11 protein-coding genes are annotated in these 14,884 nt (G+C 39.1%); 6 read left to right on the top strand and 5 right to left on the bottom strand.

Annotation, left to right across the window (positions count from 1 at the left end):
* Nucleotides 1-43 precede the first annotated feature (43 nt).
* The gene (gene mnmG / locus D0T60_RS09385; protein ID WP_163217920.1) at nucleotides 44-1,918 is read right to left on the bottom strand and encodes a tRNA uridine-5-carboxymethylaminomethyl(34) synthesis enzyme MnmG; all 1,875 of its coding nucleotides are present in this window, start codon (nucleotides 1,916-1,918) and stop codon (nucleotides 44-46) included.
* A 193-nt stretch (nucleotides 1,919-2,111) separates the two neighbouring features.
* Here mnmG and D0T60_RS09390 point away from each other — a divergent pair, with 193 nt between their 5' ends.
* Nucleotides 2,112-3,785, top strand: coding sequence for a tetratricopeptide repeat protein (locus tag D0T60_RS09390; protein WP_163217921.1), 1,674 nt, complete (start codon nucleotides 2,112-2,114; stop codon nucleotides 3,783-3,785).
* 133 nt (nucleotides 3,786-3,918) lie between these two features.
* Nucleotides 3,919-4,281 carry a DUF3244 domain-containing protein gene (locus D0T60_RS09395; RefSeq protein ID WP_163217922.1) on the top strand — a complete coding sequence of 121 codons (363 nt, stop codon included), beginning with the start codon at nucleotides 3,919-3,921 and terminating at the stop codon, nucleotides 4,279-4,281.
* A gap of 1,112 nt (nucleotides 4,282-5,393) precedes the next feature.
* Here D0T60_RS09395 and ybeY read toward each other — a convergent pair.
* Together ybeY and D0T60_RS09405 are read right to left on the bottom strand one after the other, a co-directional pair.
* Complete coding sequence (ybeY, locus tag D0T60_RS09400; RefSeq protein WP_163217923.1) at nucleotides 5,394-5,822, bottom strand: rRNA maturation RNase YbeY; 429 nt, start codon at nucleotides 5,820-5,822, stop codon at nucleotides 5,394-5,396.
* Nucleotides 5,823-5,827: 5 nt separating this feature from the next.
* Complete coding sequence (locus D0T60_RS09405; protein ID WP_163217924.1) at nucleotides 5,828-7,060, bottom strand: nucleoside recognition domain-containing protein; 1,233 nt, start codon at nucleotides 7,058-7,060, stop codon at nucleotides 5,828-5,830.
* 121 nt (nucleotides 7,061-7,181) lie between these two features.
* On the opposite strand from D0T60_RS09405, the gene ruvB reads away from it, so the two are divergent.
* The 3 genes from ruvB to D0T60_RS09420 are packed head-to-tail and all read left to right on the top strand — an operon-like array spanning nucleotide 7,182 to nucleotide 11,889.
* Nucleotides 7,182-8,210, top strand: a complete 1,029-nt coding sequence (gene ruvB / locus D0T60_RS09410; protein WP_163217925.1) for a Holliday junction branch migration DNA helicase RuvB — start codon at nucleotides 7,182-7,184, stop codon at nucleotides 8,208-8,210.
* A gap of 14 nt (nucleotides 8,211-8,224) precedes the next feature.
* On the top strand, nucleotides 8,225-9,724 hold the full coding sequence (locus tag D0T60_RS09415) for a lipopolysaccharide biosynthesis protein (protein ID WP_163217926.1): 1,500 nt from the start codon (nucleotides 8,225-8,227) through the stop codon (nucleotides 9,722-9,724).
* A gap of 29 nt (nucleotides 9,725-9,753) precedes the next feature.
* Nucleotides 9,754-11,889 (top strand): S46 family peptidase, encoded by a 2,136-nt coding sequence (locus tag D0T60_RS09420; protein WP_163217927.1) that lies wholly within the window; start codon nucleotides 9,754-9,756, stop codon nucleotides 11,887-11,889.
* Nucleotides 11,890-12,028: 139 nt separating this feature from the next.
* On the opposite strand, the gene D0T60_RS09425 is transcribed toward D0T60_RS09420, so the two are convergent.
* Together D0T60_RS09425 and D0T60_RS09430 are read right to left on the bottom strand one after the other, a co-directional pair.
* Nucleotides 12,029-12,556 carry a hypothetical protein gene (locus tag D0T60_RS09425; protein ID WP_163217928.1) on the bottom strand — a complete coding sequence of 176 codons (528 nt, stop codon included), beginning with the start codon at nucleotides 12,554-12,556 and terminating at the stop codon, nucleotides 12,029-12,031.
* A gap of 174 nt (nucleotides 12,557-12,730) precedes the next feature.
* Nucleotides 12,731-14,002, bottom strand: coding sequence for a DUF2851 family protein (locus D0T60_RS09430; protein WP_163217929.1), 1,272 nt, complete (start codon nucleotides 14,000-14,002; stop codon nucleotides 12,731-12,733).
* Nucleotides 14,003-14,154: 152 nt separating this feature from the next.
* Between D0T60_RS09430 and dapB the strand changes: the two genes are divergently transcribed.
* A complete protein-coding gene (gene dapB / locus D0T60_RS09435) occupies nucleotides 14,155-14,880 on the top strand; it encodes a 4-hydroxy-tetrahydrodipicolinate reductase (protein ID WP_163217930.1) in 726 nt (241 codons plus the stop codon).
* Nucleotides 14,881-14,884 lie beyond the last annotated feature (4 nt).

Consider the following 14,884-nt stretch of genomic DNA (forward strand, 5'->3'; position numbering starts at 1 on the left):
GGTTTCTATATAAAAGTAATTGTTTCACGTGAAACATGCGTTTTTATCGGCCGCATAAAACCAGCAGAACATTAATGTCGCTGGGAGAAACTCCCGGTATTCTACTGGCTTGCGCTATGGTTTCGGGATCGATCTTTATTAGCTTTTGTCTGGCTTCTGTGGAGAGAGACTGCAAACTATTGTAGTCGAACTTTCCTTTGATCTTGATACTTTCCAAACGCGCTAATTTATCGGCAATCATTTTCTCTCTGTCGATGTAGCCTTGATACTTGATTTGTATTTCTGCTGCTTCGATGATTTCTTCTTTTCGCTCAGAGATTTTATCGAGTTCGCGTTTAAACGCCGGAATATGTTCCGCAATGTTTTCGATGGTTATTTGAGGGCGATTGATTAAATCGATCAATTTGCATCCTTGCTTTAATGGGGTAGTGCCTAATGTTTCTAATGCATCATTTATTAATGCAGCTTTAATAGAATAGTTTTTGGTGAAGTCGATGATATGATTGATTGCTTCCTTTTTTGTTTTCAATAAATTGTATCGATCTTCTTTGGCTAATCCTAATTGATATGCCTTTTCTGTTAGGCGCACATCGGCATCATCTTGGCGAAGCAAGATTCTGTATTCGGCTCGGGAAGTAAACATGCGATAAGGTTCATCAACTCCTTTTGTTACCAAGTCATCGATAAGTACACCTATATAAGCTTCATCGCGACCGAGTGTAAATGGAGTTCCTCCATGACAGTTAATGTGTGCATTAATACCAGCAATGAGTCCTTGCCCTCCGGCTTCTTCATATCCGGTAGTTCCGTTTACTTGTCCGGCAAAGAATAGATTTTTGATAACCTTCGATTCCAACGAATGTTTTAATTGGGTAGGGTCGAAGAAATCGTATTCTATGGCATATCCCGGGCGATAGATAACCAAATCTCTAAATGCAGGAACTTTCTTCAATGCAGCAATTTGAATGTCGAGTGGGAGAGAGGAAGAGAATCCATTTAAATAAAGTTCTTGCGTAGTTTCTCCTTCGGGCTCCAAGAATAATTGATGCTGAATCTTCTCGGGGAAAGTAACTATTTTAGTTTCAATACTGGGGCAATAACGCGGGCCAATACTTTGAATTTGTCCGTTGTAAAGGGGCGAATCCGGCAATCCTTTTTCTAATATGGCATGTACTTCTTCGTTGGTATAGCAAGTCCAGCATTGCAATTGTTTGAGCTGGCGAGAACCTGTATTCATAAACGAGAACTTATGAAAATCGGATTCGCCATATTGAAGTTCCATCAAGCTATAATCTACGCTTCTTCCATCAATACGTACAGGAGTACCGGTTTTCATACGGTCATATTGAACCCCATGTTTTGCGATGGATTCGGTTAACTTGTAAGATGCGGGTTCTGCCATTCTTCCTCCGGGGATTTGAACCTTCCCTACATGCATCAATCCATTTAAGAAAGTGCCGGCTGTTAAAACAATGGTTTTGGCATGGAAGGTAACATCCAGTTGAGTTCTTAAACCGATAACCTCTCCATTTTCAACAAGTATTTCTTCTACGGTATCTTGCCAAATATGCAGGTTGTTTGTATTTTCCAGAACCTCTCGCCAAGCCCATATAAATTTATTGCGGTCGCATTGGGCTCTCGGGCTCCACATAGCCGGACCTTTGGAGCGATTTAATATTCGGAATTGAATAGCTGTTTGGTCGGTAATTAACCCCATGTAGCCACCCAAAGCATCAATTTCGCGAACAATTTGTCCTTTCGCGATGCCTCCGACAGCAGGGTTACAGCTCATTTGCCCCATTTTATTCATGTCCATTGTAATAAGACATGTTTTCGATCCTAAATTGGCAGCGGCAGCAGCAGCCTCACAGCCAGCATGACCGGCGCCAATAACAATCACATCGTAGTTAAAATCCATAAAATCCTTTCTAAATATGTAGTATGCAAAGTTACGTGTTTATTTTCTTTCTGCCATATAATATGCGAAAAGCGTAATTGTATCTAATTGTTAAACAGTGGTTAAGAATGGTTGTAGGGGGTGTTTTCGTTAATTCATTCTTGTATGAATATTCAAGAAAACATCTATTTTTGTGGAAAAGGGAAAATAAAATATGAGGCATAGACATTGGCTGCTATTGATTGTTGCATTGTTGGGATTGACGTCGTGTGTGTATAAGTCGGCTCCTTTTCCGTTTATGACGAAAGTTGACTCTCTGTTGGAAGTTAAACCGGATAGCGCATTATCGCTATTGGAATCTTTAACGGATGTTGAATCTATGAGTTCCTCACAGCAAGCTGAATATGCGTTGCTTTTAACCAAGGCAATGGATAAAAATATGCTTCCTTTTGTAAATGATTCATTGATAAAAACAGCAGTGGATTATTACCAAAAAAGTTCTGATGAGTATATAAAAGCAGATGCCTATTATTACCAGGGCAGAGTTTACCGACAATTGGGAGACGATAAATTTGCAGTAGAATCTTTTCTGGCCGCATTAGATGCTCTTGGCGAGAATACCGAAACCAAACTGAATGTGATTATAAATGCCAATCTGGCTTCTTGTTATACCAATCAGGGGTTGTATGCTCGTGCGATGGAAAGGTATAGAAAAGCATATTCTATTGGATTAAAAATTGCCGATAAAGAGAATTATGCTTTTCTATTAAGAGACATAGGTAATACATTCTTGTTTTTAGAGGAACCGGATAGTGCATTGAATTATTATCAGCAAGGGTTGGCAGTGGCTTATAGCGCAAATGATTCTCTTTGGACCTCTACCATTCTTTTTGATATAGCCCATTTTTATAATGAAAGGGCCATTTTTGATAAAGCGAATGAATATGTTTCTCAAGCTATTTATTTCAATCCGGAATCGGAAGATCTATCTTCCTATTATTTCCTGAAGGGCAGTGTTTTTCTGAGCCTTGAAAGAAATGATTCGGCCGATTATTATATCAAGAAAAGTTTAGAGAATGCCAATATGTATATAAAAGCAGCTTCTAACCTGACTTTATATAATTTGTCTAAAACCTCCGGCAGATATGGTGATGCAGTTAATCATATTGATGAGTATATTCTGTACATAGATTCTATTCAGTATTTTAATCAGCGAGAAGAGATTGCAAAGCTGATGAATGATTATGCTTTGGAGTCTCATAAGAAAGAAGTTACAGTTAAGCAGCAGCGTTTCATGCTTTATTTGGTTATTGCATTTTTAATGTTGATTACTTTGGCTGTTTATATATTCTTCTATTTAGATAGGCGGAAAAAGAAAGAATTAATAGGTCTGCAAGAGGAGTTGATGCAGAATCGTTCGAAACTGATGCAGTATCAGAATGTGCTTGCCAATTCGAAATCTGAGTTCGAAAAAGAAAGACAGGAAAATGAATCGGCTCAACGATTGCTCGAAGCCAGGCAGAAAGAACTATGTATGCGTCTGTTTCAAACAAAAGCTGTTTATAGGATTATACAAGATTTCGAGGCATCTCGCAAGCAAAAAAAGGTGCCTAAAGAATTGACAGAACAAGATGCCGCCAAGATACAGCAAGCTATTGAAGAAATATACATTGATTTTATACAACAATATCAATATAACTTTCCTCAACTGTCTGAGGGAGACGTTTATTGCTGTGCTTTAGCTTATATGGAATTCTCTAATCCTTTGATTGCTTATCTTATGAGAGTCGACCCAAATGTTGTGACTCAACGCAGGTACAGAATTAAAGGAAAGCTCGATGAACAAAGCTTTAATTCCATTTTTGGTGCTTCTTCGGGAGGGAAATAATCATTTGTTATGTTTTTAATGAAATAGAAGTGTAACTATCTGATTATCAGTAATAAAAAAGTTCCTTATGTTATTGGGAAACGCTTATTTGTTAGCTACCTTTGCATCCAAACCACTAAAATTATTAAGCGTTATGAAAACGAAATTATTATTAGCTTCTTTCTTTAGCTTCGTATTTATGGCAAGTGCCAATGCAATTACAATTAGAGAGCTTATTCTAAAAACTAAACCGGATCGCACTCCAACAATGAACGAAGTTCCTGTTCCGGACGTAAATGTTATCGGGAATGCTGTAGTTGTAGATTTTGCCGAGGAAACAAAAGATGTCTTTATCTTGGTTACTGATGATGAAACAGGACAGGTTCTTCATCAGGAAGTTCTTTCAGTTGATAAGAATACCACTCTATATATTGATTTAGATACTTCATTATCAACAAAATACAATGTAGATGTAGAAACAGATTTTGATAGCGTTTACAGTCAGTTTTCTCTTTGATTAAATTAAATAAGATTAGTGGTTGTTTATTTAGAATGTGATTGGATTTCAATTTGCTATAACAACATAACAACTTGAAGATGTAAAAATAGGTTTTAAGCTTCTTTTAATCCAAACCTTTTATGAATAATTTAGCCGGTTTCTTTTGCGCAAATTGAGTAACATTGAAATCCAATTAACATTCTGAACGATAACAGCCAAACTAAAGAACAGAGCGAACGGAAGATATAGACAGGTCTTTCGTTCGCTTTTTTATTGGCCATAAAATACTCGTTTTCATCGGCGTTTCCTGTTTAGGGTGGGAGATATGGCGGGTGTTTTCCCTGCTTGTTATTATTTTCAGAAAATAAAATTGTAAGTTGTTGATTATCAGTAAGCAAAAACTTCTATTTGTTATTTAATCGAGTTCTTTTGTTGCTTATCTTTGCATTAAACAATAAGGAAAAGCAATACTCCCGAAAGGTATACTTTGTGAGGAGTTTGAAATTAAGTAGTGCAATAGTGGTTGTTTTTTAGAGTGGAATTGAATTTCGGATTTGCTATATATGCAACAACTAAAAAGAACATAAAAATAGGTTTTAAGCTTCTTTTTAACCCGAACCTACCTGTGAATGAATTAGATATGTCTCTCTCTTAATAGCTGTATCTGAAGTTCAATTCACATTCTAAAAAACGTCAATTATACAGCGAAAGCGAATCGCTGATTATTTTCTTTCTTTACATTTGCATTAGCCAGCCTTTTTTCGAGAAAAAAGGGATTAATTTTTATAAAAGGCCTTCTCTCCGCGAGGAGAGAGGTCTTGATGTTTTAATGAAAAAGTTTGAAAAGTTTTTCTCCATCCGGGTGTAGAATGCGTCTCCACCCGGATGGAGAAGTCGCTTACACCCAGGTGGATAAGCCCTCTACACCCGGGTGGAGAAAGAAAGATGAAACTGTATCTGAATTCAGGACAATATACCACTTACCAAGTGTGACACTTGTGACACTTCGGTGATGCTTTTCCGAAAAGTATCACCCACTATTTAGTTCTGTAAATCAACCTGTTAGAACGCCGTGTGACACTTGTGACACTTTTTGATCGAAGAAATCGATCTGAGCAGAGAGAGTTTGCTTAAATTCTTGAGTTTTCAAGCATTAAAAGTGCTTTATTCTCCGCTTCTTCCATGATTTCTCTTTCTCCGGGTCCTTTATCATCTATTCCACATAAATGCAGAATGCCATGAATTATAACCCGATGCAATTCCTGTTCATAAGGAACATCGAATTGCTCTGCATTTGTTTTTACGGTATCCAGGCTTATAAATAAGTCGCCGGATATTTTGTTTCCCTCTGTATAATCAAAAGTGATGATATCCGTATAGTAATCATGCTGTAAGTAGGCGATGTTTACCTCCAGTATTTTTTCATCGGAACAGAAGATATAAGCGATTTCACCGACTTTCTTACTGTATGTAGCGGCTACTTCCTTAATCCAGCTTGTTACTTCCTTTTTAAGGATTTGAGGCATCTTTACCCCATCTGTTTGATACGTTATTGGCATATATATTAAAAGAAAAATAGATAACTAAATAAAATAGCGGCAATAATCCCGGAGAAATCGGCAATCAGTCCACAGCTAACAGCATTTCGTGTTTTACTGATTCCTACACTACCAAAGTATACAGCCAGAATATAAAAGGTAGTATCCGAAGCACCCCTTACCACGCTGGCGGTTCGGCCTACAAATGAATCGGCTCCATACTCTTTCATGGCATCTATCATTAACCCGTTGGCACCGCTGCCACTAAGAGATTTCATAAGTGCAGTAGGGAGTGCTCCTACAAAGCTGGTATCTATACCAAAAAAGCCAAAGAATGCGCCGATTCCATCGACTATAATATTCATAGCACCGGAAGTACGAAATACAGCAATCCCTACCAGGAAGGCAACTAAATAGGGGATAATTCTTACAGCAGTAGTAAAACCATCTTTAGCACCTTCTACAAAAGAATCGAATACATTGATCTTTTTTCGCAACCCACTGACGATAAAGCAGATGATGACCGAAAACAACAATACGTTGGCTACCAGTGTAGAGTAGATATTAACCTTTTCCTGCGGCATGGTAACAAATAAATAGATGATGCCTGCAAAGAAAATACTTAGCCCCGTAAGAAATACTAAAGTGCCTTTGGTGAAGATATTTATCTTCTGAGAAATGCTTACCACAGTAATCCCTACAAATGTAGAAACAAAGGTGCTTAATAATATGGGAATAAATATATCGGTAGGTTGGGCAGCTCCCATCTGTGCCCTGTAAACCATGATGGTAATTGGTATTAACATGAGTCCGGAGGTGTTCATCACCAGAAACATAATCATGGAGTTGGAAGCAGTATCTTTTTTAGGATTGAGTTCCTGAAGCTCTTTCATGGCTTTTAGTCCTAAAGGTGTTGCCGCATTATCGAGTCCCAGCATATTAGCCGAAATATTCATGAACATAGATCCCATGGCCGGGTGTCCTTTCGGTATCTCAGGGAATAATTTGCAAAGAACCGGACTCAACCAGCGAGAAAGGTTACTTATTAAGCCGCTGTTCTCGCCAATCTTCATAATACCTAACCAGAGAGAAAGTATGCCTGTAAGTCCCAAAGAGATTTCGAAAGCCGTTTTAGAAGAGCTAAATGTGGAGTTTACTATTTCAGTAAAGATGTCGGTATCGCCCCAAAAGACCAGACGAACGACTGCAACAATAAATGCTATAATGAAAAATCCAATCCAAATATAATTCAGGACCATAATGTATGTGGCTTATAATTATCGCAAAAATAGGAAATATGTTTTATTTTCTTCTTAAAATAAACGGCTATCTCTGTTATCTTTTATACTTTTGCTCTTTAAACAAGGAGAGATACCCTGAATGGAAGAAGATTTTGATATACGAAACCATCGGTTGAACAATAACGAACGCGAATTTGAGAATGCTTTACGTCCACTTAGCTTTGATGATTTTAGTGGGCAGGATAAGGTAGTTGATAATTTGAGAATCTTTGTAAAAGCAGCTCGCTTACGTGGCGAAGCGCTCGACCATGTTTTGCTTCACGGACCTCCGGGATTGGGAAAAACCACCCTCTCCAATATCATAGCCAATGAATTGAATGTAGGTTTTAAAGTAACCTCGGGGCCTGTATTGGATAAACCCGGCGACTTGGCCGGTGTACTTACCAGCCTTGAACCTAACGATGTGTTGTTTATCGACGAAATCCATCGTCTGTCGCCCGTAGTGGAAGAATACCTTTATTCTGCAATGGAAGATTATCGGATTGATATAATGATCGATAAAGGACCTTCTGCCCGAAGCATTCAGATTGATTTAAGTCCATTTACATTGGTAGGTGCTACCACTCGTAGCGGATTGCTGACAGCTCCTTTAAGAGCGCGTTTCGGAATAAACCTGCATCTGGAGTATTACGATGATGATGTATTGAGTGGAATTATAAAACGCTCATCCAGTATACTAAATGTTCCCTGTTCTTTTCAGGCAGCTGCCGAAATAGCTTCCCGGAGCCGGGGTACCCCTCGTATTGCCAATGCTTTATTGCGGCGTGTGCGCGATTTTGCGCAAGTAAAAGGCTCCGGTTCTATTGATACGGAGATTGCAAACTTCTCGCTCGAAGCATTGAATATTGATAAGTATGGACTCGATGAAATAGATAACAAGATTCTTTGTACCATTATAGATAAATTCAGGGGAGGGCCTGTGGGGCTAACCACCATTGCTACAGCCCTTGGAGAAGATGCCGGTACCATTGAAGAAGTATATGAACCTTTCCTGATTAAAGAAGGGTTTTTAAAGCGTACACCAAGAGGTCGCGAAGTAACCGAGTTAGCATACAAGCATTTAGGCAAAAGTCTGTATAACGGGCGGCAAAACACATTATTCGATTAACTAAAACTATTTCAATGTCTAATCTGAAATCGCTGGCAAAAGACACGGCAATCTATGGCATGAGCAGTATTCTGGGTAAGTTTGTAAACTACCTGCTGTTCCCTTTGTATGTAAAGGTTTTCTCTGCCGAGTCCGGCGAATACGGAATAGTAACCCATATCTATGCTTTTGTAGCTTTCCTTCAGGTATTGCTTATTTATGGGATGGAAACGGGGTTTTTTCGTTTTGCCAATAAAAAGGATGAAAACGAACAAACAGTTTATTCTTCCATCCTAATATCCGTAGGCAGTACTTCATTGCTATTTGTTTTACTTAGTTTTGCCTTTCTGAATCCTATTGCCGGCTGGTTGGGATATGAGAGCCATCCGGAATATCTGGGAATTATGGCTGTGGTGGTTGCCTTGGATGCTTTTCAGAGTATACCCTTTGCATATTTACGACATAAGAAAAGACCCCTTAAATTTGCTTTTATAAAGCTCTTTTCCATCGTTCTGGGTCTATTGCTTAACTGCTTCTTTTTACTTGGCTGTCCGTGGCTTCATACACATTATCCCGAAACGATATCCTGGTTTTACGATCCTGCCTACAAGGTAGGGTATGTGTTTATCGCCAATCTGATAACTTCCTCTTTGCAAATGTTCTTCTTTATACCGGAGCTAAAAGGATTTGCTTATAAGTTTGATAAGGCTTTAATGAAGCGTATCTTCCAATATTCCTTTCCGCTGTTAGTTTTGGGTATGGTGGGAATCTTGAATCAGACTATAGATAGAATCATTTTCCCTTTTCTGTATTCCGGAACTGCTAAAGAAGCCAACATACAATTAGGCATTTATGGAGCTGCTACAAAAATAGCCATGATTATGGCTATGTTTACTCAAGCCTTCCGGTATGCTTATGAACCTTTTGTGTTTGGAAAGAATAAAGAAGGAGACAACCGCTTGATCTATGCAAAAGCCATGAAGTTCTTTATTATTTTTGCCTTATTGGGCTTTCTGGCTGTGATGTTTTACATGGATTTGCTGAAATACATTATTGGTGACCACAAATATTGGATTGGTTTAGAGGTGGTTCCGGTGGTTATGGTAGCAGAGATATTTATGGGCATCTACTTCAACCTTTCTTTCTGGTATAAACTTATCGACGAGACTCGTTGGGGAGCCTACTTCTCTATGATTGGCTGTATAATTATCGTATCACTGAATGTTTGCTTTGTACCCATATATGGCTATTGGGCTTGTGCCTGGGCAGGGTTTACCGGATATCTGGTGATTACATTACTGTCTTACTTCATCGGACAAAAGAAGTATCCGATTGTTTACGATTTAAAAGGCATAGCCGTTTATGCCTTGTTAGCCGCTGTTTTATATGCCTTATCATTGCTGATCGTTCCCGAACATATAGTTATCAGGTTACTGTTCCGCACTTTGCTGCTCGGTGTCTTTGTGGCCTATATTGTTAAAAAAGACTTGCCAATCAATCAAATACCCATTATCAATCGTTTTGTAAGGAAGTAAAACGGTTGTACTTAATCACCTATAGAAGAATGAAAAAATTTAATGCCATTATTCTCGCCCTACTCATTTGTGTGCCCGTTTTAGCCGATGAGGGAATGTGGATGCTCGGAAACCTGAATAAGCAAACACGCAAATCCATGAAGGAACTGGGATTGAAAATACCAGCTAATAAACTGTACAACCCCGACAAGCCTTCTCTGACAGATGCCGTAGTGAGCTTTGGAGGGTTCTGCTCCGGAGTAGTGGTTTCGGAAGATGGGCTTGTATTTACCAATCACCACTGCGGATTCAGTGCCATTCAACAGCATACTACATTAGAACATGATTATTTGAAAGATGGCTTTGTGGCTCGCGATAGGAGTGAGGAACTTCCTAACCCCGAGCTTTATGTTCGGTTTTTGCTGTCAACAGAAGATGTTACTCCACGTATTTTAACCGTATTGACCGATTCTATGACCGAAGAGGAACGGCATTGGGCTACCGATTCTATCGTGGAAATTATTCAGGCAGAAGTATATGAAAGAGATTCTACGCTGATTCCTATTGTAGATGCTTACTATGCCGGTAATGAGTTCTGGCTTTCTGTTTACCGCGATTTCAACGATGTTCGCTTGGTATTTGCTCCTCCTTCTTCCATCGGTAAGCTTGGTTGGGATACGGATAACTGGATGTGGCCACGCCATACAGGAGATTTTAGCGTATTTCGCATTTATGCAAATAAGGATAATGAACCGGCTGATTATTCGCCCGATAATGTGCCTTATCAGCCTCCTTATGTGGTTCCTGTTTCTTTGGATGGATACAAAGAAGGTTCTTTCTGTATGACATTAGGTTATCCCGGCACTACGGAACGCTACCTTTCATCGTATGGTATTGAAGAAATGATGACCGGAATAAATCAAGCTATGATTGATGTACGCGGTGTAAAACAAGCCATCTGGAAGCGCGAAATGGATAAGCGGGATGATATTCGGATTAAATATGCCTCTAAATACGATGAAAGCTCTAATTATTGGAAGAACAGCATCGGAACCAATAAAGCCATACAACAACTGAAAGTATTGGAGAAGAAACGCGAAATGGAAGCAAGTTTACAGCGATGGATACAAAACACCCCTTTTGAACGGGAGAATCTTCTTCATTTGCTCACTTCTTTGGAGTTGGACTATAAGCAACGCCGCGAACCCGGTCGTGCTATGGCCTATTTCTACGAAACATTTATGTATGGCCCCGAATTAATACAGTTGGCTCTGGAAATCCTGAACTTTGATTTTGGAGCAGAAGAAAAGCAGTTGGTTGCGAGCATTCGTAAGTTACTCGACAAATATGAGAACCTGGATTTAGATATCGATAAGGAGGTGTTTCTGGCTATGCTCAGAGAGTATAAAAAGCAAGTGAGCCCGGACTATCTGCCCGAAGTATATAATCGAATAGCCGCCGATTATGGGGGAGATGATAAAGCTTTTGTTGATTCCCTTTATGCCAACACGAAATTAACTACTCCGCAGGCCTTAAGGTGGGTTGCAGAGCAGGATTCTACTTTCAACCTCTTTGAGGATCCAATGATTGCTCTAAGCCTCGATTTAATCGTGAAAGTGTTTGAAATCAATCAAACAATTACAGAAACGAATATGAGTATAGAGCGCGACGAACGTCTTTTTAATGCCGCTGTTCGTAGGATGTACGCCAATCATGATTTCTATCCGGATGCTAATTTTACCATGCGTTTAAGCTTTGGTACTGTGCGTGGATATACTCCTTTCGATGGTGCAGAATATAGCCATTTCACTACCACCCGTGGTATTTTAGAAAAGGTACGCGAACATTTCGATGATCCTGATTTTCAGGTATCTCCCGAAATTCTCTCGTTGGTTTCTTCGGGCGATTATGGGCAATATGCGAACCAAAACGGTGATATGAGTGTGTGTTTTATCTCCAACAACGATATTACGGGAGGAAACTCCGGTAGTGCCATGTTTAATGCGAAAGGAGAGTTGCTTGGCTTAGCTTTCGATGGAAACTGGGAAGCCATGAGCAGCGACATTATTTTCGAACCTGATTTACAGCGCTGTATTGGGGTAGATGTGCGCTATATGCTGTTTATTATGGAAAAGTTCGGCAAAGTCGATCATTTGATAAAGGAGCTTATCGTTGGAAAGAAGTAGTGATATAATAGGGGAGAAATTCCCCTGTTCTTTTTTTGTCATCCTGACATAGGAAGTTTCTTTGCATGGTGTGTAGAAGTTTCGTGAGAAGACTCTTCACTATGTTCAGAATGACAATATCCCCTTTAAAAAAGAATCATTATTTAACTCTCTTAAAAACACTTGTAATTTTTTCTCTAAAAGCATCAGGGGCGCTATTATAGCTCGTATAGTAAAATATAAGTGTGTCTGGATCTTCTTCTTCGATTCTGATTCTTTCGACTTTTCCTCCTCCGGTTATCTCCAGAATGTTATCTTTCTCTTCATGAATCCAAGCGAATGAGAAGATACGATCGCCCGGAAAACGATATGGAATAGTGCCTACAAGACGGTTATTAATGTATGTACCTTCCGTATTGGTGATAAACTCAATAAAATATTGTCCGTCTTCCATTTCCTGGTCTCTATTAAACTCGTAAATATCCTTTTCGGTATATACATCGTTGTTATAGACATCTGTCCAGCTTTCTTCAACGGTAGTCCATCCTTCCGACTTGACGCGTTCCCATTTACCTACAAAAGGGTGAATAACTTCGATGGGTTCTTTATCTGATGATTTGCACGAAACGATTGTTCCGCCACATACAGCCACTATCCATAGGATGGCTAATAATCTGAAAGTTTTCATTTTTTTCTATATATATAGTTTTATCGTTAAAGTGCGTGCTATACTTGGCTTTTGGTTTTTTACCAAGAGTATTCTTTGCTTTAATGGCATAAAGTTAGAAAAAGAGTTTTTTATTTCCTTGTTTTGATTGATATTTTAGAATTATTAACGCTAAAAAACCACAAAAACGTTTCACTACTTAATCTTTCTTAGGTACTCATACCCAAACCGGCAATACAAACACTTCTTTTTATCGCAGTACTCTTTTTGTAATTGTATCAAAGCCTGCGAATCCGCAGCCGTATTTACCGGTAGGCCTGCTCCATCCCACATACGGGTAATGTAATTTTTTTCTGCTTTTACCTCTTCAAGAAAAGAGGTTGCTTTATCGCAAAGCTGCTCATCTCCTTTGTACAGTCCGTATGCATAAAGAAAGGGAACTACTGTATTAATCACGATCAAATCGAGTGAACCTTTTCCCAAAGTTTTGTCTTTTCCGGGAGACTTCTTACCGAAAATATATCGTTCTTTCCAATAAAGCGAGGTTTGTACGGAAAGAATTTGCCGAATCTCCGATACTGTTTTAGCATCCACAATCTGCGAGAATAATCCTCTTTCTCTTCCATAAAGGTATGCCAGTTGAGCAATACGAATATGAGGGAAATTACCGGGACGCATCCGAAGAAAACGCCATAAAGTAGCATCCATTTGCTTTAATTCAAACTTATGTTTCAAGAAACGATATTCCTTTTGAAGCTCGGCGTAATAAGCATCTTCTTTTAAATCTTCATCAAGCAAACCGGCTTGTCCGAAGAAAAAGGCTTCTATTTGTATGGCATTGTCCCGATGCTTATCTATGGCACGGAAAGAGAGTAAATTAGCCCAAGTTTCGAAAGCGTCTCCATTCACTCCAAAACCAAAATTACGAGCCAGTGTAATAAAGAAAGTGTCTTCCCAATGGTTATCCAGTTTTTTGAGTCGCTCTTTGATAACAGCAGTCTTCTGCTCAAATCGCTCGGCTTGCAAGGCCGAGAACCAGGAGTGAACAGTTAGTTTAGGCAAAGAGGGCAATATGGAATAGCAGGGAGGGCGCATATCTGCCTGTCTTAATTCATCGTATCGCAAACGAATATGCTCGGGACACTCTAATTTCAGTTGAGGAATGGCAACTCCATCGGAACGGCGTACGTCTTCATTCACTTCACTGGCAATGTGAAGTATGACTGAATCATACGCTTTATCTGTATGGTGGTTATGCTTGTACCAATCCGATGAAATGGAATGAATTTCTACATTTCCTACCCAAAGGGTTCCATCTATTTTAATCTTGGCATTAAAGAAATCCGGACCGGCATGCATGTTTGATAAGCCGGGGTCAATAACTTCTACAGATGCTCCTGTAGAGGTTCGTAGTTCTGTCAAGGGAAATATTTTGTATTTCCATACATAATGCAATAGTTGCTCCATTTATCTTTCTATCATGAATGTTAGTGGGTTGCTTTATTAAAATTTTGTGTAGCAACACATTTAAATAAATGTTCTATAGAGTAAATATAATACAAAAATAGCAACTAAACCTTCAAATTCCTTATCTTTGCGACATTTAATTACTTAATAATATGAAGATTGCGCTAATTGGATATGGGAAAATGGGCAAAGAGATCGAGAAACTTGCTCTTAGCCGAGGACATGAAATTGTTTCTATCATCGACATTAATAACCAGGAAGATTTTGAATCTGAAGCATTTCGCTCGGCAGATGTAGCCATCGAATTCACCAATCCCAAGGTTGCCTATAATAACTACCTTAAAACATTCAAAGCCGGCGTAAAACTGGTGTCCGGAAGCACCGGATGGATGGCCGAACATGGCGAAGAAATCAAGGAGATGTGCAAAACCGGTGGTAAAACACTGTTTTGGGCTTCTAACTTTAGTCTTGGCGTAGCTATATTTTCAGCAGTAAACAAATACCTGGCTAACATCATGAATCAATTTCCGGCTTATGATGTTTCTATGAGCGAAACGCATCACATCCATAAAATGGATGCTCCCAGTGGAACGGCTATTACTCTGGCCGAAGGATTGCTGGAAAATATTGATAGAAAGACATCCTGGATAGAAGGAAAAGCAGAAAACACTGCGCAAATTCCTATAGAATCAATTCGTGAAGGAGAAGTTTTTGGCATACACACCATTCGTTATGAATCTGATGCAGACGTTATCTCCATCACTCATGATGCTAAAAACCGCGGTGGATTTGTGTTGGGAGCTGTACTTGCCGCTGAATATACTGCCAATCATGAAGGTTTTCTGGGAATACAAGACTTGTTTCCATTTTTAAAGTAACATA

This window comes from Bacteroides sp. 224 (assembly GCF_010500995.1).
Taxonomy (GTDB): Bacteria; Bacteroidota; Bacteroidia; order Bacteroidales; family Bacteroidaceae; genus Bacteroides.

Excerpts from the sequence above, each read along its gene's own strand:
- mnmG (WP_163217920.1), bottom strand. The coding sequence starts at position 1,918 with ATGGATTTTAACTACGATGTGATTGTTATTGGCGCCGGTCATGCTGGC.
- D0T60_RS09425 (WP_163217928.1), bottom strand. The coding sequence starts at position 12,556 with ATGAAAACTTTCAGATTATTAGCCATCCTATGGATAGTGGCTGTATGT.
- D0T60_RS09420 (WP_163217927.1), top strand. The coding sequence starts at position 9,754 with ATGAAAAAATTTAATGCCATTATTCTCGCCCTACTCATTTGTGTGCCC.
- D0T60_RS09430 (WP_163217929.1), bottom strand. The coding sequence starts at position 14,002 with ATGGAGCAACTATTGCATTATGTATGGAAATACAAAATATTTCCCTTG.
- D0T60_RS09390 (WP_163217921.1), top strand. The coding sequence starts at position 2,112 with ATGAGGCATAGACATTGGCTGCTATTGATTGTTGCATTGTTGGGATTG.
- dapB (WP_163217930.1), top strand. The coding sequence starts at position 14,155 with ATGAAGATTGCGCTAATTGGATATGGGAAAATGGGCAAAGAGATCGAG.
- ybeY (WP_163217923.1), bottom strand. The coding sequence starts at position 5,822 with ATGCCAATAACGTATCAAACAGATGGGGTAAAGATGCCTCAAATCCTT.
- ruvB (WP_163217925.1), top strand. The coding sequence starts at position 7,182 with ATGGAAGAAGATTTTGATATACGAAACCATCGGTTGAACAATAACGAA.
- D0T60_RS09405 (WP_163217924.1), bottom strand. The coding sequence starts at position 7,060 with ATGGTCCTGAATTATATTTGGATTGGATTTTTCATTATAGCATTTATT.
- D0T60_RS09415 (WP_163217926.1), top strand. The coding sequence starts at position 8,225 with ATGTCTAATCTGAAATCGCTGGCAAAAGACACGGCAATCTATGGCATG.
- D0T60_RS09395 (WP_163217922.1), top strand. The coding sequence starts at position 3,919 with ATGAAAACGAAATTATTATTAGCTTCTTTCTTTAGCTTCGTATTTATG.